This is a genomic window from Streptomyces sp. NPDC007983 (assembly GCF_042958345.1).
GTDB lineage: Bacteria > Actinomycetota > Actinomycetes > Streptomycetales > Streptomycetaceae > Streptomyces.
In genome coordinates, this window is sequence record NZ_JBIBJI010000024.1 from 20,197 (window position 1) to 39,200 (window position 19,004).

The 19,004-nt window shown below is 71.5% G+C and carries 19 protein-coding genes; 15 read left to right on the forward strand and 4 right to left on the reverse strand.

Annotated elements, in window-relative coordinates:
* The first annotated feature begins 178 nt into the window (after positions 1 to 178).
* From ACFZCY_RS39755 to cseC, 4 genes are read left to right on the forward strand one after another with little or no spacing between them, the layout of a single operon-like run.
* A complete protein-coding gene (locus tag ACFZCY_RS39755; protein ID WP_391185064.1) occupies positions 179 to 796 on the forward strand; it encodes a SigE family RNA polymerase sigma factor in 618 nt (205 codons plus the stop codon).
* Positions 797 to 822: 26 nt separating this feature from the next.
* Complete coding sequence (locus ACFZCY_RS39760) at positions 823 to 1,515, forward strand: hypothetical protein (protein ID WP_391185067.1); 693 nt, start codon at positions 823 to 825, stop codon at positions 1,513 to 1,515.
* Positions 1,516 to 1,524: 9 nt separating this feature from the next.
* Positions 1,525 to 2,235: a two-component system response regulator CseB gene (cseB, locus tag ACFZCY_RS39765; RefSeq protein WP_391185070.1), complete on the forward strand. Its 711-nt coding sequence runs from the start codon at positions 1,525 to 1,527 to the stop codon at positions 2,233 to 2,235.
* 9 nt (positions 2,236 to 2,244) lie between these two features.
* Positions 2,245 to 3,543 carry a two-component system sensor histidine kinase CseC gene (gene cseC / locus ACFZCY_RS39770; RefSeq protein ID WP_391185073.1) on the forward strand — a complete coding sequence of 433 codons (1,299 nt, stop codon included), beginning with the start codon at positions 2,245 to 2,247 and terminating at the stop codon, positions 3,541 to 3,543.
* Positions 3,544 to 3,605: 62 nt separating this feature from the next.
* Here cseC and ACFZCY_RS39775 read toward each other — a convergent pair whose 3' ends face one another.
* Positions 3,606 to 5,237, reverse strand: coding sequence for a DHA2 family efflux MFS transporter permease subunit (locus tag ACFZCY_RS39775; protein ID WP_391185076.1), 1,632 nt, complete (start codon positions 5,235 to 5,237; stop codon positions 3,606 to 3,608).
* A gap of 164 nt (positions 5,238 to 5,401) precedes the next feature.
* Between ACFZCY_RS39775 and ACFZCY_RS39780 the strand changes: the two genes are divergently transcribed.
* Positions 5,402 to 5,989 carry a TetR family transcriptional regulator gene (locus ACFZCY_RS39780; protein ID WP_391185078.1) on the forward strand — a complete coding sequence of 196 codons (588 nt, stop codon included), beginning with the start codon at positions 5,402 to 5,404 and terminating at the stop codon, positions 5,987 to 5,989.
* 28 nt (positions 5,990 to 6,017) lie between these two features.
* On the opposite strand, the gene ACFZCY_RS39785 is transcribed toward ACFZCY_RS39780, so the two are convergent.
* The gene (locus tag ACFZCY_RS39785; RefSeq protein WP_391185080.1) at positions 6,018 to 6,620 is read right to left on the reverse strand and encodes a peptidoglycan DD-metalloendopeptidase family protein; all 603 of its coding nucleotides are present in this window, start codon (positions 6,618 to 6,620) and stop codon (positions 6,018 to 6,020) included.
* 328 nt (positions 6,621 to 6,948) lie between these two features.
* On the opposite strand from ACFZCY_RS39785, the gene ACFZCY_RS39790 reads away from it, so the two are divergent.
* The 6 genes from ACFZCY_RS39790 (at position 6,949) to ACFZCY_RS39815 (ending at position 14,080) form a co-directional block, all read left to right on the forward strand.
* Positions 6,949 to 9,948 carry an NACHT domain-containing protein gene (locus ACFZCY_RS39790; RefSeq protein ID WP_391185083.1) on the forward strand — a complete coding sequence of 1,000 codons (3,000 nt, stop codon included), beginning with the start codon at positions 6,949 to 6,951 and terminating at the stop codon, positions 9,946 to 9,948.
* Between the two features lie 176 nt (positions 9,949 to 10,124).
* Positions 10,125 to 10,544: a PepSY domain-containing protein gene (locus ACFZCY_RS39795; RefSeq protein ID WP_391185086.1), complete on the forward strand. Its 420-nt coding sequence runs from the start codon at positions 10,125 to 10,127 to the stop codon at positions 10,542 to 10,544.
* A 76-nt stretch (positions 10,545 to 10,620) separates the two neighbouring features.
* Positions 10,621 to 11,352, forward strand: a complete 732-nt coding sequence (locus ACFZCY_RS39800; RefSeq protein WP_391185230.1) for a response regulator — start codon at positions 10,621 to 10,623, stop codon at positions 11,350 to 11,352.
* Positions 11,349 to 12,755, forward strand: a complete 1,407-nt coding sequence (locus ACFZCY_RS39805; protein ID WP_391185089.1) for an ATP-binding protein — start codon at positions 11,349 to 11,351, stop codon at positions 12,753 to 12,755. Before ACFZCY_RS39800 ends, ACFZCY_RS39805 begins: the two co-directional genes overlap by 4 nt.
* 33 nt (positions 12,756 to 12,788) lie before the next feature.
* Positions 12,789 to 13,604, forward strand: coding sequence for a methyltransferase domain-containing protein (locus tag ACFZCY_RS39810; protein ID WP_391185091.1), 816 nt, complete (start codon positions 12,789 to 12,791; stop codon positions 13,602 to 13,604).
* Entirely contained in the window at positions 13,598 to 14,080 is a 483-nt protein-coding gene (locus tag ACFZCY_RS39815) for a GNAT family N-acetyltransferase (protein WP_391185094.1), read from the forward strand. Before ACFZCY_RS39810 ends, ACFZCY_RS39815 begins: the two co-directional genes overlap by 7 nt.
* Here the strand turns inward: ACFZCY_RS39815 and ACFZCY_RS39820 are convergent.
* Positions 14,046 to 14,843, reverse strand: a complete 798-nt coding sequence (locus tag ACFZCY_RS39820) for an acyl-CoA thioesterase domain-containing protein (RefSeq protein ID WP_391185097.1) — start codon at positions 14,841 to 14,843, stop codon at positions 14,046 to 14,048. The genes ACFZCY_RS39815 and ACFZCY_RS39820 overlap by 35 nt on opposite strands.
* Positions 14,844 to 15,150: 307 nt before the next feature.
* On the opposite strand from ACFZCY_RS39820, the gene ACFZCY_RS39825 reads away from it, so the two are divergent.
* Positions 15,151 to 15,309: a hypothetical protein gene (locus ACFZCY_RS39825; RefSeq protein ID WP_391185100.1), complete on the forward strand. Its 159-nt coding sequence runs from the start codon at positions 15,151 to 15,153 to the stop codon at positions 15,307 to 15,309.
* Here ACFZCY_RS39825 and ACFZCY_RS39830 read toward each other — a convergent pair whose 3' ends face one another.
* The gene (locus ACFZCY_RS39830) at positions 15,310 to 15,666 is read right to left on the reverse strand and encodes a MerR family transcriptional regulator (RefSeq protein WP_391185103.1); all 357 of its coding nucleotides are present in this window, start codon (positions 15,664 to 15,666) and stop codon (positions 15,310 to 15,312) included.
* 93 nt (positions 15,667 to 15,759) lie between these two features.
* Between ACFZCY_RS39830 and ACFZCY_RS39835 the strand changes: the two genes are divergently transcribed.
* The 3 genes from ACFZCY_RS39835 (at position 15,760) to ACFZCY_RS39845 (ending at position 18,805) form a co-directional block, all read left to right on the forward strand.
* Positions 15,760 to 16,890, forward strand: a complete 1,131-nt coding sequence (locus ACFZCY_RS39835; protein ID WP_391185105.1) for an NADH:flavin oxidoreductase — start codon at positions 15,760 to 15,762, stop codon at positions 16,888 to 16,890.
* Between the two features lie 117 nt (positions 16,891 to 17,007).
* Positions 17,008 to 17,268: an RNA-binding protein gene (locus ACFZCY_RS39840; protein WP_361490015.1), complete on the forward strand. Its 261-nt coding sequence runs from the start codon at positions 17,008 to 17,010 to the stop codon at positions 17,266 to 17,268.
* Positions 17,269 to 17,386: 118 nt separating this feature from the next.
* Positions 17,387 to 18,805 carry an LmeA family phospholipid-binding protein gene (locus tag ACFZCY_RS39845; RefSeq protein WP_391185109.1) on the forward strand — a complete coding sequence of 473 codons (1,419 nt, stop codon included), beginning with the start codon at positions 17,387 to 17,389 and terminating at the stop codon, positions 18,803 to 18,805.
* Positions 18,806 to 19,004: the final 199 nt, after the last annotated feature.

Below are 19,004 nucleotides of genomic sequence, written 5' to 3' on the forward strand. Positions count from 1 at the left end.
GACCCGGTTCTGACACACCGTCGAACCGGGTTCCGCTGTTACACAACCTATGGACAGCTGTGCGTTTTCCGGGGTGCTGACGCACATGGCGCCGCAACAGCGCCTCCGTAGCGTCCTTCCCGTGCCGGCCGAAGTCGGCAATCAACGTGGGGAAGACAGCGGGATGGAGGGCTGCACGATGACCGGCAGCAGCGGCAAGGTTCTGGACTTCGAGGAGTACGTGCGCAACCGGCAGGACGCGCTGCTGCGCAGCGCCCGGCGGCTGGTTCCGGACCCGATCGAGGCCCAGGACCTCCTGCAGACCGCGCTCGTGCGCACCTACGGCCGCTGGGACGGTATAGCCGACAAGTCCCTCGCCGACGCGTATCTCCGCCGCGTCATGATCAACACCCGTACCGAGTGGTGGCGCGCCCGCAAGCTGGACGAGGTGCCCACCGAGCAGCTGCCGGAGGCCAGCGTCGAGGACGGCACCGAGCAGCACGCCGACCGGGCTCTGCTGATGGACATCCTCGGAGTGCTTGCTCCCAAGCAGCGCAGTGTCGTGGTGCTGCGACACTGGGAGCAGATGACGACGGAGGAGACGGCGGAGGCGCTCGGTATGTCGACCGGCACGGTCAAGAGCACGCTGCACCGGGCGCTCGCGCGGCTGCGGCAGGAGCTGGAGAACCGCGAGCTGGACGCCCGCGCGCTCGGCCGCGAGCCGGTGGGCACGCCCGCCGCCGCGAAGCCGCTCCGGAGGGGGAACCAGGTCCGGCGTGACCGCCAGGAGCGGGGGCAGGAACGGTGCGCGGCCTGATCAGGGCCTCTCCTGGCAGAACTGCCATGATCAGCGGCGGCGCGGTGGTGGGACTCGCGGCCGCCGGGGGCTGGATGCTGGCCGGATGCACCGGCGACAGCCAGGGCGTGCGTACCGAGGGCCCGGCGCGCACCCAGTGGACGGCGCCCTCGGCGCAGGACCAGGGTTCGTACGCGGGCGGCGGGGCGACCAAGCCGCCGGCCGTGCAGAAGGCCGACGCGGTGCGGCTGATCAAGGACGACCCGAAGGTCGCCCAGGACCTGAAGACCCACCTCCAGCCGTGCACGGCGCAGGCCGGGAAGGGCAAGCCGGTCAAGGGCTACCCGGTGGAGGTGGCCCGGGGGAAGCTGACCGGAACCACCGCGTCCGATCTCGTCATCAACGTCACGACCTGCGACGACGGCTTCGGCATCGGCTCGTATGTGTACCGCAAGGTGGGGCGCGGTTACGAGAACGTGTTCAGCGACGAGCAGCCGCCGGTCTACGCCGACGTCGTCAAGGGCGATCTGAGCGTCACCAAGCTCTCGTACGCCTCCGGGGACACCGTCTGCTGCCCCTCGCGCGAGGACGTCATCACCTACCGTTGGGCGTCGAGCAGGCAGGCTTTCACCGTGGTCCGGCACAAGCACACCGACTACAGCAAGAGCAGCCCCACGGAAGAGCCCGCTCCCAGCGCCTCCGCGACGGACGGCGGCGAGGACGACGGAACGGAAGGCTGAACCGAGGCTGTGGCCGAAACCCATGTGCTCTTCGTCGAGGACGACGACGTCATCCGCGAGGCCACCCAGCTCGCGCTGGAGCGCGACGGCTTCCTGGTGACCGCAGCGCCCGACGGGCTGACCGGGCTGGAGCGGTTCCGCGCCGACCGGCCCGATATCGCGCTGCTCGACGTGATGGTGCCGGGCCTGGACGGGGTCAGCCTGTGCCGCCGGATCCGCGACGAGTCCACCGTGCCCGTGATCATGCTGTCGGCCCGCGCCGACTCGATCGACGTGGTGCTGGGCCTGGAGGCCGGGGCCGACGACTACGTCACCAAGCCCTTCGACGGCGCCGTACTGGTCGCCCGCATCCGCGCCGTGCTGCGCCGCTTCGGCCACGCCAGCGGCCCCGGCGGCCGCGGCGGCGAGCAGCCCGGCGCCGAGGAGCCCGAGGGCGGGGTGCTGCGCTTCGGCGACCTGGAGGTGGACCCGGAGGGCATGGAGGTCCGCAAGGGCGGCGAGCAGGTCGCGCTGACGCCGACCGAGATGCGGCTGCTGCTGGAGTTCTCGACCGCGCCCGGCACCGTGCTCTCCCGCGACCGGCTGCTGGAGCGGGTCTGGGAGTACGGCTGGGGCGGGGACACCCGGGTCGTGGACGTCCACGTCCAGCGGCTGCGCGGCAAGATAGGCCAGGACCGCATCGAGACGGTCCGCGGCTTCGGCTACAAGCTCAGGGGCTGACGCGGGACCATGGTGCGACTCGCGCTCCGCTCCGGACTGCGCTGGAAGGTCAGCCTGGCCATCGCCGCGGTGAGCGCGCTGGTCGCCGTCGCGCTGAGCCTCGTCGTCCACAACGCGGCCCGGGTCTCCATGCTGGACAACAGCCGCACGGTGATGGACGAGCGGGTGAAGGTCGCCCAGAAGTGGTACGAGGAGTCCCGGGTGCTGGGCTTCGGCGCCAAGCTGGACGATCCGCGGCTGCCCGAGGACCTGCGGAAGTTCGCGGCGCGCGGGCAGCGCGCCACCTTCCTGGAGGACTCCGGCACCGGCAGCCCCGAGGTGTGGGCGTCGGTGCCGCTGCGCGACGGCAAGGTGCTGTCGGTCCACACCCGCTTCCAGGACCGCTTCGCCGTCCTGGACGACCTGGACCGGGTGCTCATCCTCGGCTCGGTCTCCGTGGTGCTGGGCGGGATCGCGCTCGGCGTGCTCATCGGCGACCAGCTCTCGCGGCGGCTGCGCAAGGCCGCCACCGCGGCCCGCAAGCTCGCCGAGGGCGACTCCGAGGTGCGGGTACGGGACGCCATCGGCGGCCGGGTGCGCGACGAGACCGACGACCTGGCGCGCGCCGTCGACGGCATGGCCGAGGCGCTCCAGGAGCGGCTGGAGGCGGAGCGGCGGGTCACCGCCGACATCGCGCACGAGCTGCGCACCCCGGTCACCGGGCTGCTCACCGCCGCCGAGCTGCTGCCCCCGGGCCGCCCCACCGAGCTGGTACGGGACCGGGCGCAGGCGATGCGCACGCTGGTGGAGGACGTGCTGGAGGTGGCCCGGCTGGACGGCTTCGCCGAGCGGGCCGAACTCCAGGAGATCGACCTGGCCGAATTCATCATCCGCCGGGTGCGCGTGGTGGCTCCGGACGCCGTGGTCACGGTGGATCGTGACGCCCATGTCTCCACCGATCCGCGCCGCCTGGAGCGCATCCTGGGCAATCTGCTGGCCAACGCCGCCCGGCACGGCAAGCCGCCGTTCGAGGTCACCGTGGAGGGCCGGGTGCTGCGGGTCCGCGACCACGGGCCCGGCTTCCCGGAGTCGCTGCTGAAGGACGGGCCGAGCCGGTTCCGCACCGGCAGCAAGGACCGGGCGGGCAAGGGCCACGGGCTGGGCCTGACCATCGCCGCCGGCCAGGCCCGGGTCCTGGGCGCGCGGCTGACGTTCCGTAACGCGGACCCGGCGGTGGAGGGCGAGGAGGGCGCGGTGGCGGTGCTCTGGCTGCCGGAGTCGGCGCCCACCAACACCGGCAGCTTCCCCGTCATCGAGGTCCCGGACTGAGACGTACGCGAGCCGCCCGCCCTTCGGACGAGGGCGGGCGGCTCGCTGTGGTCTCGTACGCGTCAGACGGGTTCGGCGACCGGCGTCACATCGGCCGGGGACTCGCCGCCGTCGGCGGACTTGGCGCCGCTGCGCAGCGGGACCTCCTTGATGAACCAGGCCGCCAGGAAGCCGACGACGCTGATCACCGCGCCCCACAGGAACACCTGGTGGGCACCGTTGGCCACGGCGTGGAGGTAGGCGTCCTTGATGGCCGGGGGCAGCTTGTCGATGCTGCCCGGGTCGAGCTGGGCGCTGCCGGAGGTGGCGGCCGCGGCCTTGGCGCCGCCGCGCTCGGCCATGGTCTTCCCCACCTGGTTGGTGAACAGGGCCCCGAGGATCGCGACGCCGAAGGAGCCGCCCAGGGTGCGGAAGAGGGTGGCGGAGGAGCTGCCGACGCCCATGTCCTTCATCTCGACGCTGTTCTGCGCGATCAGCATGGTCGTCTGCATGAGGAAGCCCATGCCCGCGCCGAGCACCGTCATGTAGATGCCGGAGGTGAGGCGGGTGGTCTCGGTGTCCATCTGCGCCAGCAGGAACATGCCCGCGGTGATCAGGAAGCCGCCCAGGATCGGGAAGATCTTGTACTTGCCGGTCTGGGTGGTGACCCGGCCCGCGATCAGCGAGACGGCCATCATGCCGAGCAGCATCGGGAGCAGCAGCAGGCCGGAGTTGGTGGCGCTGGCGCCCTGGACGGTCTGCTGGAAGAGCGGCAGGAAGGTCATCGAGCCGAACATCACGAAACCGGTGAGGAAGCCGATGACCGTGACCAGCGAGAAGTTGCCGATCCGGAAGATGTGCAGCGGCAGTACGGGCTCGGCGACCCGCTTCTCGACGAACAGGAACGCGGCGAGCGCGACGACGCCGAGCACCCCGAGCCCGATGATCTCGACCGAGTCCCAGGCGTACTCGTTGCCGCCCCAGGTGGTGAGCAGCACGAGCGCGGTGATGCCCACGGTCAGCAGGGCAGCGCCGGTGTAGTCGATCCGTCCCTCGAAGCGCTTCTTGGGCAGGTGCAGCACCGCGCTGATCGCGAAGAGGGCGATCGCGCCGAGCGGGATGTTGATGTAGAAGATCCAGCGCCAGCCGAGGTGGTCGGTGAGGGTGCCGCCGACCAGCGGGCCACCGATCATGGCCACGGCCATCACACCGGCCATCATGCCCTGGTAGCGGCCGCGCTCCCGGGGCGGCACCAGGTCACCGATGATCGCCATCACGCCGACCATCAGACCGCCCGCGCCCAGGCCCTGGATGGCCCGGAAGCCGATCAGCTGACCCATCGTCTGGGCCATGCCGGACAGCGCCGAGCCGGCGAGGAAGAGGGCGATGGAGGAGAGGAAGATGCCCTTGCGGCCGTACATGTCGCCGAGCTTGCCCCAGATGGGGGTCGAGGCGGCGGTCGCCAGGGTGTACGCGGTCACCACCCAGGAGAGGTGGTCGAGCCCGCCCAGCTCGCCGACGATGGTCGGCATCGCGGTGCCGACGATCATGTTGTCGAGCATCGCGAGCAGCATCGCGATCATGAGAGCCAGGATCACCACGCCGGTGCTGTGGGTCTTCGGCTCCTTGGCCTGCTTGCCCGGGGTGGCCTGGGCGGTGCCCTGTGCGGGCAGGGAAGCGGGTGGCGCTTCACCTTCTGAATTCTTCTGGGACATGATCTCCACTCCCCCTGGTTACGACGAGCTCCGGTGACGCGCCACTTACTTGCCGCCCGGCTAGTTGAGTACAGTAGGAAAGGTAAGACGTCTACTAGCCGGGCGTCAAGTAAGTTATGTTCGGCCTGCTCAGAGGGCTGGCCCCACCCCCACAGGAGAGCACCTTGGGCAGCACATCGCGCCGGGGCGACACCCGACAGCGCATCCAGGACGTGGCCCTGGACCTCTTCGCCCAGCGCGGCTACGAGAAGACCTCGCTGCGCGAGATCGCCGAACAGCTCGACGTCACCAAGGCCGCGCTCTACTACCACTTCAAGACCAAAGAGGACATCGTCCTCAGCCTCTTCCAAGACTTGAGCAGGCCCCTCGACGAGCTGATCGCTTGGGCCGAGCGGCAGCCCCGCACCCTGGAGACCAAACAGGAGCTGCTGCGCCGCTACAGCGCCGCCCTGGCCGACGTCGAACCGCTGCTGCGGTTCATGCAGGAGAACCAGGCGACCGTGCGCGAGCTGAGCATCGGCCAGATCTTCAAGGACCGGATGATCGCGATGTCGGGCCTGCTCCGCGACCCCGACGCCGGCCTGACCGACCAGGTGCGCTGCACGACCGCGCTGTTCAGCATGCACGCCGGGATGTTCGCGATGAAAACGATCGAGGGCGACCCCGAGGAGAAGCGGCAAGCCGTCCTCGAAGTCGCCCTCGACCTGCTGACCCAGGCGCACGCGCCAGCGGGGCGCCTGGGCGACCGGTAGCGCCCGAGGGAGAGAGGGCGCGGTCCGGTCAGACCTTGACGCCGTGGGCCCGCAGGAAGGCCAGCGGCTCCACGGCCGAGCCGTAGTCGGGCGTCGTACGGATCTCGAAGTGCAGGTGCGGGCCGGTCGTGTTGCCGGTGTTGCCGGACAGCCCGATCTGCTGGCCGGTGGTCACGCTCTGGCCTATGCGCACGTCGATCCGGGAGAGGTGCGCGTACTGCGAGTACGTACGGTCGTCGTGCTTGATCACGATGGCGTTGCCGTACGCCGGACCGTCGCCGCCGCCGTACGGGCCCGCCTTGACGACGACACCGGTGTGCACGGCCCGCACCGGGGTGCCGGACGGCACCACGAAGTCCTGGCCGCTGTGGTTGTGCGACCACAGGTTCCCCGCCAGACCGAAGGCGGCCCCCAGGACGTAATGGGCGACCGGCGTCTCCCAGCCGTCGGCCTTCTTAGCGGCGGCCTTCGCCGGGGCGCCGGCGGCGGCCGCGTGCGCGTCCGCCGCGAACGTCACACCGGCGCCGAGTACGAGCGAGGCACCCACGCCCACGGCGATCACGGCGGCGCGGGCCCGCGCGAGGGATGAATGCGAACGCGGATAACGACGGGTGGTGGCGCGCGGGGCCATAGGGGACTACCTCCGGGGAATGCGTGAAGTCGACGCCCCTTGTTATCCCGTTCGCGCGATATGGCCAAGATGCGCTTCTACTAAGCGGGTGCGTAGTTCTTGCACCTTCTGCGCCCTTTTCCGTGCGGAATTCCATGCCACCTGACCTGCTCGGACGTCCGTCATCCGCACGGTTCCTAATTCCCGTAGTAGGCCCCGGACATCCTGTGCCGCATATCACCCCGCCTACGTTTCGCCGGGACTTTCGGATGTCCGTTTCAGGACCAAAGTCCCGACCCCGCCGCTATGCTGTCCGGCCAGGAGCCACCACTACCGGGGGGAATGGGACGTGGATCCCGCAGTCATCGGCGCGCGCCTGGCGTCCAGCGCCGTCGCGCCGCTCATCAAGAAGCTGTTCGTACGGGAGGGGCCGGGCGCCGGGGTGGTGGACCAGCCGGTCCGCATCTCGTCCCTCGTCTCCTTCCGGGGCGAGAAGAGCACGCTGGAGCTGAACGACCTCCACAAGCTGGCCGCCGAACTCGTCGCCCGCGCCACCCAGCACGCCGGTCCCGGCGAGCGGCCGTGCCCCGCCGACGAGGACGAGCTGGTCGCCCTGCATCTGGCGACGACCCTGCGCGCCCTGGGCGACCTCGACATGGACGACGTCCAGGCGGTCGGGCTCGGCCACCGGGCCCTCGCCAACCGGCTCATCGACACCGCCCTCGCCCAGGGCAACAAGCTGTTCCTCAGCCAGGCCGGGACCATCTTCTACCGGCGCCTCCTGGACACCGCCTGCCTGCACATCCTGCACTTCTTCACCCAGCGCTCGACCTTCGTCGCCCGCACCCTGGTCGAGCAGAGCGGTCAGCTCACCGAACTCATCAGCAAGATCGACATCCTGATCGAGCGGCTGCCGTCGCAGTCCGCGCAGGACGCCGCGTTCGAGCGCCGGTACGCCGACTACACGGTCAAGAAGTACGGCACGCTGACCATCGTCGGCATCGACCTCAGCCACTCCGAGGCCACCTGGCCGCTGGACGCCGCGTACCTCAGCCTGGAGGCCGTCTCCCAGGACGAGCACGCCCTCGGCCTCGACGGCTCCCCGCTCACCGCCCTCCCCGCCGACCGGGCCCTCTCCGGCCACGAGCGCGTCCTGCTGCGCGGCGTCGCGGGCTCCGGCAAGACCACCCTCGTCCAGTGGCTCGCCGTCTCCGCCGCCCGGCAGGAACCGCCGCGCGGGCTGGAGCAGCTGATCGGCCGCGTCCCCTTCGTCCTGCCCTTGCGCACCATCGCCCGCCAGGACGCCCTGCCCTCCCCCGCCCGCTTCCTCGCCTCCGTCCACAGCCCCCTGGACGCCGCCCAGCCGGCCGGCTGGGCCGACCGCGTCCTCACCGCCGGGCGCGGACTGCTGCTGATCGACGGCATCGACGAGATCCCCGAACGCGACCGCGAGCGCACCCGCGGCTGGCTGGCCGACCTGCTCCTCGCCTACCCCGGCAACCTGTGGCTCGTCACCTCCCGCCCCTCCGCCGTCGCCGACGACTGGCTGGCCGCCCAGGACTTCAGCGAGTTCGCGCTGTCGCCCATGCGCCGCGACGAGATGGCCGCCTTCATCGACCGCTGGCACGACGCGGCGCGCCAGACCTGCCGTACGGACGACGAGCGCGCCGCCCTCGCCACGTACCAGTCCGCCCTCCATACGGCCGTCCGCACCAAGCAGGACCTCAGCCTGCTCGCCACCAATCCGCTGATGTGCGGTCTGATCTGTGCCCTCCACCGCGCCCGCCGGGGCTACCTCCCACCCGGCCGCAAGGCCCTCTACGACGCGGCGCTGTCCATGCTCCTCACCCGCCGCGACACCGAACGCCATGTCTACGCCCCCGGCGACATCCAGCTGGACGAGGAGCCCCAGATCCAGCTCCTCCAGCGGCTCGCCTACTACCTGATCCGCAACGGCGAGGCCGAACTCGACCGCGACCGCGCGGAGCGCATCATCGCCGAGGCCCTGCCGTCCGTCCCGGCCGCCCAGCCCCTCGGCGACGCCCCGCGCATCCTGCGGCATCTGCTGCTGCGCAGCGGGCTGCTGCGGGAACCGTCGGTGGGCACCGTGGAGTTCGTCCACCGCACCTTCCAGGACTACCTGGGCGCGAAGGCGGCCGTGGAGGCGTGGGACGTGGGGCTGCTGGTCAGCCATGCCGACGACACCCAGTGGGAGGACGTGTTCCGTATGTCGGTCGCCCACGCCCGCCCGCGCGAACGCGTCGACCTGCTCACCAAGCTGCTGGAGCGCGGCAGGTCGCACCCCGCCGTACGGGCCCGGCTCCACCTCCTCGCGATGGCCTGCCTGGAACACGCGGCCGACCTCGACCCCCAGGTGCGGGACCAGGTGAAGCGGCACGCCGACGATCTCATCCCGCCCCGCGGCTCCAGCGCCGCCCGCGACCTCGCCAACGTCGGCCCGCTGGTGCTCCCCCTGCTCCCGGGGCCGGAAGGGCTCTCGGACACCGAGGCGGAAGCCTGCGTGATCACGGCGTCGGTCGTCGGCACGGATGCCGCGATCCCCTATCTGCGGCAGTTCCGCACCCACCCATCCCTGCCGGTGCGCGCCCAACTCGCCTCCGGCTGGCAGCGGTTCGACACCGAGCGCTACTTCACCGAGGTGATCTCCCAGCTCGCCCCGGGCGGCCTGTACTTCGTCGCGGAATCGGTGGAGCACCTGCGCATGCTCCAGGACACCGGGCCCCGCCCGATGCTGCTCCTGCGCGGCGACTTCACGGCGGCGGAGCTGCGCACCACCCTCGCCCCCCGTCACCTCACCCATCTGCGGCTGGACGACAACGTCGCGCTGTCCGACCTCGGGTGTCTGCGGCACCTCACGGGGCTGCGGGTCCTCACGGTGACCAGGTGTCCGCATGTCGAGGACCTGGGCGCGCTGGCGGACCTGTCGCTGACGACGCTGGATCTCGCCTCGCGACAGAACTGTTCGATCTTCGACAACCTGGAGCGGCTCACCACCCTGGACCACCTCCGGATCAACGCCGTCGACCGGCAGGTCCCGCCGCCCGGCTACCTGCTGCCCCGGCTCACCCGGCTCACCCTCATCCCGCACCGGCGGGACGTGCCCCTGGAGTGGGTGGCCGAGTGCTTCCCCGGCCTGCGCCATCTGCGCGTCGAGGCCCAGAAGCCCGACGCCCGCCCCGTCGACCTCGCCCCGCTGCGCGCCCTGGGCCACCTGGAGACGGTCACCCTCCGCGCCGTACACGCCGTACGCGACGACGTGTTGCCCGGCGTCATGGTCCAGCCGCTCCCCCTGCCCCGCCGCCGCGTCGGCGTCCCCGCCGAGGGGTAGGGGGTGCAGCCGCGGTGATCGCCTCCCGCCCCGGGGCGGTGGCGAAACATTGGTCGTTTGCTGGCCGGGTGCTGTCGTTTACCGGCCTTGCCTTGGATGACGTGTTTCTAGGGTCGTATGCGTCCCCCGGGAGTCCGGCTCCCGGACCCCGTATTCGACTGTTCTGGAGATGCCTGATGCGTGTCTTGCCTCGTCGTGCCCTGGTCGCCGCTCCCGCCGCCGTTCTGATGTTCACGCTGGTGGCCTGCGGTGGTGGTGGTTCCGACTCCGATGGCGGCTCGAAGGCCGCGGACTCCCAGGCGTCGGCGCAGGGCGCCGGCGGTGGCGGAGGGGAAGCCGGGGAGGAGGCGGGTGAGGAGGCCGGTGAGAAGAAGGAGCCGCCGCTGACCGGTGAGGTGAAGAAGAAGGCGGAGACGGCGGCGCTGGCCAAGTTCCCCGGCACCGTCCTGAAGTCCGAGCATGACGCCGAGAAGCCGGGCATGTACGCGGTGGAGGTCAAGAAGTCGGACGGCACGACGGTCGAGGTCTACCTCGACAAGAGCTACACCGTCACCGACACGAAGGCGGAAGGCACCGAGGAGGAGAACGGCGGCTGACTCCCCGTCGCCCGCGCCCTGGCAGGTTGTGATGAACACCGCGCCCGCGGCCGGGCCGCTGTGCGAGCCTTTCGCCATGCGGCTGCTACTGATCGAAGACGACGACCGGCTGGCCGGTCCGATCACCGAAGGGCTCGCACGCTACGGGTTCACCGTCGACCGGGCGCGCACCGGTGCCGCCGGGCTCGCGGGGGCCGCCGACCATCCTGACCTGGTGCTGCTCGACCTCGGACTGCCCGACATGGACGGGCTGGACGTCTGCCGCCGTCTGCGTGCCCGGTCCGCGATCCCCATCATCATGATCACTGCCCGGGGTGAGGAGGCCGACCGGATCGTCGGGCTGGAGCTCGGGGCGGACGACTACGTCGCCAAGCCGTTCGGCGTGCGGGAGCTGGTCGCCCGCATCCGGGCCGTGACCCGCCGCACCGCCGGTCATCTGCCCCTGGCGGACGCCCCGGTGCCCGCCGGGACGTCCGGCACCGGTCCGCAGCGGCTGGGTTCGCTGGAGATCGACCGGCGCACCCGGGAAGTCCGCCTCGACGGGGGTGACGTGGCCCTGTCCCCGCGGGAGTTCGACCTGCTCGCCCATCTCGCCCAGGACCCCGGCGCGGTGCACTCCCGGCAGCAGATCATGGACGCGGTCTGGGACCCGCACTTCTTCGGACCCACCAAAACGCTGGACGCGCACGTCGCCGCCCTGCGCCGCAAGCTCGGCGACCCCGCCTGGATCACCACCGCGCGCGGGGTCGGCTTCCGCCTCACCGTCCCCGCCGGTCAGCCCGACGACACCCCTGAGACCGCGCGATGACCCGCCGGCTGCTGCTGAGCTATCTGGCGCTGGCCCTGCTGGTGCTGGTGGGCCTGGAGGTCCCGCTCGGCTACTTCTACGCCCGCGGGGAGGAATCCCGCTTCTCCCAGGACGTGGAACGCGACGCGTCGATGCTGGCCGAGGTCGCGGAGGAGAACATCGAGAAGCACAACGTGGAAGCCCTGCCCGAGCTGGCGCGGGAGTACGCCGACGACACCGGCGCCCGCGTCGTGATCGTCGACCGCGCCGGCCGCCTTCTCACCGACTCCGCAGGCGCCACCGCCACCGGGACCGACGTATCCGGGCAGGCGGACATCGCCGCCGCTTTGCGCAACAAGGCCACCACCGCCACCCGCACGGACGCACAAGGCGGGGACATCCTCGCGGTGACCATGCCGGGCTCCTCGGGGACCACCGTCCGCGGCGCGCTGCGGGTGACGTACCCGATGACGATGGTCACCGACCGGGAGCACCGCATCTGGCTCGCTCTCGCCCTCGGCGGAGCGGGCATCCTGGCCGCCGTGGCCCTCGTGGCGTTCACCCTGGCCCGCTGGATCACCCGGCCCCTGCGCACCCTGGAGCGGGCCACCACGCAGCTCGCCGACGGACACCTTGACCACCCGCCCGACGCCGCCGCCGGACCGCCCGAACTGCGCCGTCTGGCCGCCTCGTTCAACCACACCGCCACGCGGCTGCAGCATCTGCTCCAGGCCCAGCACGGTTTCGCCTCCGAGGCATCCCACCAGCTCAAAACCCCGCTGGCCTCGTTGCGGCTCCGGCTGGAGAACTTCGAGCCCTACCTCGACCCCCGCGCCCACAGCAGCCTCGACGAGACCATCGAGGAAGTCGAACGGCTCAGCCGCATGGTCCACGGCCTCCTGGCCCTCGCCCGCCTGGAGAACACGGCCACCACGCCCGAGCCGGTCGACCTGGACGCCGTCCTCGCCGACCGGGCCGCCATGTGGGAATCGCTCGCCTGCGAACAGCACGTCGCCGTGGCGGTCACCGGACCGGTGGCCGGCCGGGTATGGGCGATCCCCGGGGCCCTGGAGCAGATCGTCGACAACCTGATCGCCAACGCGCTGCGCGTCTCCCCACCCGGCACGGCCATCACGCTCACCCGAGCGCCCGGCGCCGAACTCCACGTCATCGACCAGGGCCCTGGCATGCCGCCGGCCGACCGGGAACGCGCCTTCGACCGCTTCTGGCGCGCCTCCGACGCCCACCACGACGGCACCGGCCTCGGCCTGCCGATCGTCCGCCACCTGGTCCACGCCTCCGGCGGAGAGATCGCCCTCGACGCCGCACCGGGCGGCGGCCTGGACGCCCATGTCCGGCTGCGCCCCGCCGACCGGGACCCGCGTCTGTTGGGGGCGGGCGCCGGGCACGGAAAATCCGGATGAGATCCGGGAGGGACACCCACTACCGTCCGGGCCATGACGGACGACTGGCGACGGCGCAACCGCGCGAACTGGGACGACCGGGTCCGGGTCCACGCCGACAGCGACTTCTACGATCTGCCCGGGTTCCGCGACGGCGCCTGCACCCTGCGCGGCTTCGAGCTGGACGAGCTGGGGGACGTCAGCGGCAAGCGGCTCGTCCATCTCCAGTGCCACATGGGTCAGGACACGCTGTCCTGGGCCCGCCGCGGGGCGGCGCACGTGACCGGGCTGGACTTCTCCGAGGCGGCCATACGGACGGCGCGCGAGCTGGCCGAGGACCTGGCGCTCGACGGGCAGTCGCGGTTCGTCACCGCGGATGTGTACGACGCGACGGAAGCCCTGCGCGGTGAGCGGTTCGACGTCGTGTACACCGGGCTCGGCGCGCTGTGCTGGCTGCCCGACCTCCCGCGCTGGGCGCGCGTCGTGGCCGGGCTGCTGGCCGACGGCGGGGTGCTGTACCTCGCGGAGTTCCATCCGTTCACCGAGGTGCTGGGGGACGACGGCAAGAGCGTCGAGGTGGACTACTTCGACGAGCAGGGCACGACGTGGGACGAGCCGCACACGTACACCGACGGCCCGCCGCTCGCCCACACCGTCTCCGTCCAGTGGCAGCACCCGCTGGGGGCCGTGGTGACCGCCCTCGCCCGAGCCGGGCTGCGGATCGAGTTCCTGCACGAGCACGCCACCACCCTCTTCCAGCGCTACCCGGTGCTGGAGCGGACCGGCCCCGCCCAGAACCCCGTGTTCCGCTTCCCGGCGGGGCATCCCCGGCTGCCGCTGATGTACTCGATCCGCGCGACGAAGTGGTGACGCTGCGGGTGCTCACGGCGGACGACTGGCCGCTGTGGCGGGAGGTGCGGCTCGCCGCCCTCACCGACGCGCCGCACGCGTTCACGTCCACGCTCGCGGACTGGCACCGCGGCGGTGAGGAGCGGTGGCGGGCCCGCCTGGAGATGCCGGGCGCGTTTCCCGTCGTCGCCCTCCAGGACGGCTGCGCCGTCGGCGTGGCGCGCGGGGTACCCGGGGAGGGCGGTGTACGGGAGCTGCGATCGGTGTGGGTCGGCCCCGAGGCACGCGGCCACGGGGTCGGGGACCGGCTGATCGGGGCGGTCGAGGGCTGGGCGCGCCGTACGGGCGGTACGACGCTGGCCCTCTCCGTGATCCCCGGCAACGACGCCGCGATCGCCCTCTACCGGCGCAACGGGTTCACGGACCTGTCGCGCGACGGCGTGACCGGGGAACAGGTGATGGTCAAGGCGCTTCGCCCGGCTGCGGCCGGACCGTGAGGATCTGCTGGGCGTGGCCCACCGGGCCGGTGAGGTCGTGCAGGACCGTGCTGGTGATGCCCTGGCCGGTGGCGCCGAAGGCGACCGTGGTGTCCAGCCCGGTCCAGCGGCCCTCGGGCCGGCGGTGGAGGTGGATGGTCAGGTCGACGTTGGGGAACATCCAGGCGGTGGGCGGCTGGCGGACGGCGATGCCGTTGGCGGTGTCCACGAGGGCGACGTAGGACGCCAGCGGGCTCGCCGGCTCCCCGGCGACGAGGTCCAGCCCGGTGGAGAGCCAGACGGTGGCGCGGCCGGGCTGCGGCGGGGTGACCGGCCGGGTGTCCAGGGAGGCGATGTACCCGCCGGGCCAGACGCTGGACATGGCCCAGGGCGCGAGCGCGTCGGGCGGGGTGAGGCGGTCGGCGCCGCCGCCCGCGACGGCGGCGGTGTCCAGGGTGGTCAGGAGCCAGGCGCGGGCGCGGACCACCGCGCGGTCCGCTATGAGCACGGTGGCTTCGATGAGTTCGATGGTGCGGCCGGGCCGGATGGTCTCCACCCGGATCTCGCACTCCTCGAGGGCGAGGCGCCCGAGGATGTCGAAGCTGATGCGGCTCAGCACCATGCCGGAGGCGTCCGGACGGCGCCCGGCCAGGTGGCGGTCGATGGCGTGGACGATGAGGCCGCCGAGCGGGCTGAAGTGCTGTTCGTCGGTGGCCCACGCACCGCCGACGTGGCCGGTGGGCTTGTAGCGGTGTGCGTCGGTACGCTCGAAGTAACTGTCCAACGGGGTCCTCCTCGGCGGTCGTTGACGGATACAAACATAGGCGTACGCGGTGCGTGGCCGCGGCGTCAGGCCAGGCGTTCCACCAGCGGGAACCCACCGATGACGATCATCAGGACACCGGAGGCCCGGGTGACCGCCCGGGCCGCTGAGGGCCGGGTCCTCAGCACCGTGCGGGCCGGCAGGCCGACGGCGAGGTGGACGACCGCGCGGGCGACCCTGTGGAGCGCGCCGAGCAGTCCCGTCTGCGCGGCGACCGGCCACCCCGTCGCCGGGTGTATCCGGCTGGTAGGCCCAGTCCGCGCCGGGGGTGAACACCAGCAGGAGATCCACGTCACCGAACTGGCCGAGCGAGCGCTCCGGCGCGATCAGCGGCTACCGCGCACACCTCGACCCGCACGCCCTCGGGCTGACCTTCGACACCCTGGTCATGAAGGCGGTCGTGGAGGACCGGGCACTCCCCTTGTGACTACCCGGGCGCGCAGGCGTGGACCTTCGTGCTGGCGATGACGACGTCGAGCCGGTCGCGGGCGTCGGCCAGCTCGCCGATCTGACGCTCGATGCGGTCGCGCTCGGCCAGCAGCAGTTCCATCATCTCCGGGGTCGCCGAGCCCGTGTCGACGCACGGCATGAGCTGAACGATCGTCCGGCTCGGCAGGCCCGCCGCGAACATCTGCTGGATCAGGCGGACGCGGCCGACCGCGCTCTCGGGGTAGTGCCGCTGGCCGCTGGCGCTGCGCTCCGCGCCGAGCAGGCCCTGTTCCTCGTAGTAGCGCAGTGCCCGTACGCTCACGCCTGCCTTGGCGGCGAGTTCACCGATGCGCACCCGCGGCTCCTCCCTGCGATATTTGCCCCTGACGTCAACGTCAGGTTTTAGCTTAGCTCCGCGAACCTTCGCCCTGCTTCGAGGAGCTTCCACATGTCTGCCAACAGCGCTGCCGCCGACCGCGCGGCCCAGACCCTGTCCCGCCCGTTCACCCTGGGCGGGCTCACCGTGCCGAACCGGATCGCCATGGCGCCGATGACGCGCCAGTTCTCGCCGGACGGCGTCCCCGGTGCCGATGTGGCGCAGTACTACGCGCGCCGGGCGGCCGGTGGGGTCGGGCTGATCATCACCGAGGGGACGTACGTCGGTCACCCCTCGGCGGGAGACAGCGACCGGGTGCCGCGCTTCCACGGGGAGGACGCGCTGGCGGGCTGGAAGAACGTGGTGACGGAGGTGCACCGCGCGGGCGGCCGGATCATGCCGCAGCTCTGGCACGTCGGGGCGACCCGCGCCGAGGGCTCGGGCCCGGTCCCGGACGCCCCGACGGTCGGCCCATCGGGCATCGGCCTGGACGGCAACCCGGCGGGCCGGGCCATGACCCAGGACGACCTGGACGCGGTGATCGCCGCCTTCGCCGACGCCGCGGCCGCCGCCGAGCGCACCGGCTTCGACGGCATCGAGCTGCACGGGGCCCACGGCTACCTGATCGACGAGTTCCTGTGGGAGCGCACCAACCGCCGCACCGACGGCTACGGCGGCGACCCGGTCGCCCGCGCCCGGTTCGCCGCCGAGATCGTGGCCGCGTGCCGGAAGGCCGTCTCCGCCGACTTCCCGATCGTCCTGCGCACCTCGCAGTGGAAGGCGTTCCACTACGACGCGCGGCTCGCCGGGACCCCGCAGGAGCTGGAGGCGATCCTCGCCCCGCTCGCGGAGGCCGGGGTGGACGCCTTCCACTCCTCCACCCGCCGGTACTGGGTGCCGGAGTTCGAGGACTCCGACCTCAACCTCGCGGGCTGGACGAAGAAGCTCACCGGCAAGGCCACCATCAGCGTCGGATCCGTCGGCCTGGACAAGGAGTTCGACCCCGCGATGTTCAAGGACGGGGCCCGGAGCGGGGTGGCGGGCATCGAGAAGCTGCTGGACCGGATGGAGCGGGACGAGTTCGACCTCATCGCGATCGGCCGTGCCCTGATCGCCGACCCGGAGTGGGCCCGGAAGGTCCTCACCGGGGACACCGAGGCGCTCATCCCCTTCGCCACCGAACAGCTCCAGACCCTGCACTGAGCCCGGCCGGGTAACCGGTTCGGCCCAATCGCGATGGCCCGCTTTCCACCTCGCTGCGACGATTGACCCGATTGGCGCCACGTTGACGGCGTCCCGGATCAGGCAGGAGAGCGGGTCATGTCGAAGCGGCTGCATGTGGGCAATCTGAGCTACCAGACCACGAAGGAGGACCTGGAGAAGCTGTTCGGGCAGTTCGGCGAGGTGATGGACGCGACCGTCATCACCGACCGGGACACCGGGCGCTCACGGGGGTTCGGATTCGTGGAGATGGCGGACATGGAGGCCGAGAAGGCCATGGCCCAGCTGGATGGACAGGAGATGAACGGACGGTCCGTCACCGTCACGGAGGCACGGGCGGTTTCGCGCGGCGGACGGTGAACGGGGCGGGGGACGACGGGCGAACGGTGCGGCGGCGGACGCCGCGTGAGCGTGCCGTTCGCCACGTATCGCCGCTAGGACTTGCGGGCGGAGCAGTGCGGCGTGGTGGTATTGGCCGATGCGATCCCCCACACGCATATCTTCACCCCGTCCCCACAATTCTCACAGCGACTCTGGCCCCGGCGACTCGGGCCCCGGCGACGCGCAGAAGCGCCCCGGCGACGCGCCCAACGACGGCGTACGCGACGACGGCGTACGTGACGACGCCGCGCGCGACGACGCGCACCGCGACGTGCACCCCGTCCCGTACAGCAACCCGTACGAGGAACTCGCCGAGCTGGCCGATCCGTACGACCCGGAGGACCCGCTCGGCCTCGGGATGAAGCCGGACGACGACGACACCTCCGACCTCGGCGGCGCGGGCGGCGGCAAGGGCGGCCCGGGCGGAGACGGCGGCGAGCCGTGGTCGCCGCCCGACCACGGCCGCTCCCGGCGCGGTCGGCGGCGCGGGCGTGGGCGCTTCAAAGCGGTGCCGCTCACCGCGAAGCTGGTCATCGGCGTGCTGGTGCTCGCGGCGCTGGCGGTGCTGGCCGACCGGTGCGCCGTGATGTACGTGGAGCGCAAGGCGGAGGCCGCGCTGCAGAAGAAGCTCAAGCTGGCCACCGCCCCCAACGTGACCATCCACGGCTTCCCGTTCCTCACCCAGGTGCTGGACAAGAAGCTGGAGAAGGTCGACGTGGCCGTGCCCGATGTGGCGGCCGACCGGGTCTCGCTCGCCAAGGTGAACGTTCAGGCCGAGGGCATCCGGCTGAACGCCGACCTGCCCACCTCGATCAAGGGCGCCGTGGTGGAGCGCATGAAGGGCAACGTCCTGCTGGCCTTCGAGGACCTGGACCGGGAACTGGGCGCCTCCCAGGTGCGGTTCCGGGCGTACGGCCCCAACTCGGTGCGCGCGGACGGCAAGCTGCCGGTCGCCGGGCAGAACGTGTCGCTGCACGCCATGGCCCACATCCAGCGCCAGGGAGACCGGGGGATCTCCACCGAGGTGACGGGCATGCGGCTGGAGATTCCCGGGATCGCCACCTACCGGCCGGGCAAGAACGCCGGGCTGCGGCTGCACCCCAAGGCGGCCAAGCAGATCAGCGAGGACACCGCGAAGGCGCGGGCGCTGCTTCAGGTGCCGTCGGTGGCGGAGCGACTGGGGGTCGCTCCCGAACCGGCCGGCCGGGCGCGGAACGACGACCGGCAGCTGGACAAGATCACCGGGTCGCCGGAGTTCGTGCCCGCGCTGACGAAGGTGAACCTCGTCGACGTGACGAACGAGCACCCGGAGCTGGTCAAGAAGCTCGGCATCGATCCGACGGTGGCCGCCGCGCTGACCAAGTACAAGCTGCCGGAACTGTCGGAGAAGCTGTCGCTTTCCTTCCAGCTTCCGGAGAAGGCAAAGGACATCAAGATTCAGAACATCGGGGTGGAGCCGGACGGGATCGTGGCCGATCTGACCGGCACCAAGATGGGCTTCGGCAAGAGGCCGTAATTCCCCTGGCGAGGTGACCCGCAGAAGGGGCCGGTGGCGACATGCCACCGGCCCCTTCGTCATGGACGCACCCGGCCGCGCGGCGGTTCCCGCGATCTCCTGAGAACTCCGTCAGACGGTTCTTCGCTTACGCACAGCGGAGTCCGAACCGGCTCACGGAAAGCGCTCCTAATGTTTTCCGCGTCGAAGCCGAACGGCC

Bases quoted from the DNA above. Each gene is read 5' to 3' on its own strand.
- ACFZCY_RS39800 (WP_391185230.1), top strand. From the start codon at position 10,621: ATGCGGCTGCTACTGATCGAAGACGACGACCGGCTGGCCGGTCCGATC.
- cseC (WP_391185073.1), top strand. From the start codon at position 2,245: ATGGTGCGACTCGCGCTCCGCTCCGGACTGCGCTGGAAGGTCAGCCTG.
- ACFZCY_RS39845 (WP_391185109.1), top strand. From the start codon at position 17,387: ATGCGATCCCCCACACGCATATCTTCACCCCGTCCCCACAATTCTCAC.
- ACFZCY_RS39755 (WP_391185064.1), top strand. From the start codon at position 179: ATGACCGGCAGCAGCGGCAAGGTTCTGGACTTCGAGGAGTACGTGCGC.
- ACFZCY_RS39805 (WP_391185089.1), top strand. From the start codon at position 11,349: ATGACCCGCCGGCTGCTGCTGAGCTATCTGGCGCTGGCCCTGCTGGTG.
- ACFZCY_RS39795 (WP_391185086.1), top strand. From the start codon at position 10,125: ATGCGTGTCTTGCCTCGTCGTGCCCTGGTCGCCGCTCCCGCCGCCGTT.
- ACFZCY_RS39760 (WP_391185067.1), top strand. From the start codon at position 823: ATGATCAGCGGCGGCGCGGTGGTGGGACTCGCGGCCGCCGGGGGCTGG.
- ACFZCY_RS39810 (WP_391185091.1), top strand. From the start codon at position 12,789: ATGACGGACGACTGGCGACGGCGCAACCGCGCGAACTGGGACGACCGG.
- ACFZCY_RS39785 (WP_391185080.1), bottom strand. From the start codon at position 6,620: ATGGCCCCGCGCGCCACCACCCGTCGTTATCCGCGTTCGCATTCATCC.
- ACFZCY_RS39775 (WP_391185076.1), bottom strand. From the start codon at position 5,237: ATGTCCCAGAAGAATTCAGAAGGTGAAGCGCCACCCGCTTCCCTGCCC.
- ACFZCY_RS39840 (WP_361490015.1), top strand. From the start codon at position 17,008: ATGTCGAAGCGGCTGCATGTGGGCAATCTGAGCTACCAGACCACGAAG.
- ACFZCY_RS39835 (WP_391185105.1), top strand. From the start codon at position 15,760: ATGTCTGCCAACAGCGCTGCCGCCGACCGCGCGGCCCAGACCCTGTCC.